This is a genomic window from Microbacterium sp. Leaf351, assembly GCF_001423825.1.
In the GTDB taxonomy this organism is placed as follows: Bacteria; Actinomycetota; Actinomycetes; order Actinomycetales; family Microbacteriaceae; genus Microbacterium; species Microbacterium ginsengisoli.
Map to the genome: position 1 here is coordinate 56,578 of NZ_LMPK01000034.1, position 1,262 is coordinate 57,839.

2 protein-coding genes are annotated in these 1,262 nt (G+C 66.7%); both read right to left on the reverse strand.

Features of this window, described 5'->3' with window-relative positions; translation table 11 throughout:
• Nucleotides 1–264, reverse strand: a 264-nt coding sequence (locus ASG00_RS18060; RefSeq protein WP_235559484.1) for an ABC transporter permease subunit, incomplete at its 3' end; no start/stop codon positions are given.
• Between the two features lie 58 nt (nt 265–322).
• Entirely contained in the window at nt 323–1,222 is a 900-nt protein-coding gene (locus ASG00_RS10390; RefSeq protein ID WP_056209341.1) for a glutamate ABC transporter substrate-binding protein, read from the reverse strand.
• Between the last annotated feature and the right edge of the window lie 40 nt (nt 1,223–1,262).

Below are 1,262 nucleotides of genomic sequence, written 5' to 3' on the forward strand. Positions count from 1 at the left end.
CGCGAGCAGCACGAAGTCGGCACGGCCGGGCACGAGGAGCGGGACACAGAACGCGAAGAAGAACATCACGAGTGTGAGCGGGGTGTTGCGGATCCAGTTGACGTACACCGCGCCGACCGCGCGCGCGATCGGCACCGGGGAGACGCGCATGGCACCGACGATGAGCCCGAGGAGGAGGGCGATCGCGCCGCCGCCGAGGAACAGCACCAGAGTGCCGCGCAGTGCCTCACCCCACAGATCGGGGTAGTCGGTGAGGATGTTCACCGTCGTCGTCCTTTCGGAGGGAGCCGGGGCGGCCGCTGCGCGGCCACCCCGGCGATGATCACGAGACGGGATCGACGGCAGGCTGGGTGGCCTGCACGCCGGACGCGCCGAGGTTCTTCTCGAAGATCGCGGTCCAGGTCGACCCTCCGTCGGTGAACATCGTGTTGATGAATGCCGCGAAAGCGGTGTCGTCCTTCGCGAGCCCGACACCGTAGCGCTCGGTCGAGAACGGCTCCCCGACGACCTTCAGGTTGTCGGGGTCGGCCGCCGCGTACCCGATGAGAATGGCCTCATCGGTCGTCACCGCATCGGCCTGGCCGCTGATGAGGTTCTGGACGCACTCGGAGTAGCCGCTGAACTCGACCGTCTTCGCATCGGGGTGCTCGTCCTTGATGCGCTGGATCGATGTGGATCCGGTCGCCGAACAGACCGTCTTGCCGGCGAGCGCGTCGACGCCCGTGATCGAGTCGTCGGCCTTGCGCACGAGCAGTCCCTGGCCGGTCACGAAGTAGGGACCTGCGAAGTCGATCTGCTCCTTGCGACGATCGGTGATCGAGTAGGTCCCGACGTAGTAGTCGATCTGCCCGTTCTCGATGGCCTGCTCACGGTTCGCGGAGGCGATCGCGGTGTACTCGATCTTGCTCTCGTCGTAGCCGAGCGACGCCGCGATCCACCGGGCGATGTCGATGTCGAAGCCCGACCTCTCACCCGTGGTCGGGTCGAGGTAGCCGAGACCCGGCTGGTCCTCCTTGACGCCGATCTTGACGACGCCGGCGGCCGAGATCTTCTCGAAGGTCGGGCTGCCGGCGATCTCGACATTGCTCGCGACCTCGAACAGCGGCGCGGCCGAGGCATCCGCGCTTCCCGAGGCACCCGGGGTGCCGCTGTTGCACGCGGTGAGCGCGAGCGCCGCGACCGCGAGTCCCGCAGCCGCTCCCATCATTCGTCTGATGCGCATGTGAATCTCTCCTGTTTCGTATCTCTTCTTCTTCGTCCGG

What these genes read in the sequence shown, in the direction of transcription:
- ASG00_RS10390 (WP_056209341.1), bottom strand. Translation starts at nt 1,222, where the DNA reads ATGCGCATCAGACGAATGATGGGAGCGGCTGCGGGACTCGCGGTCGCG.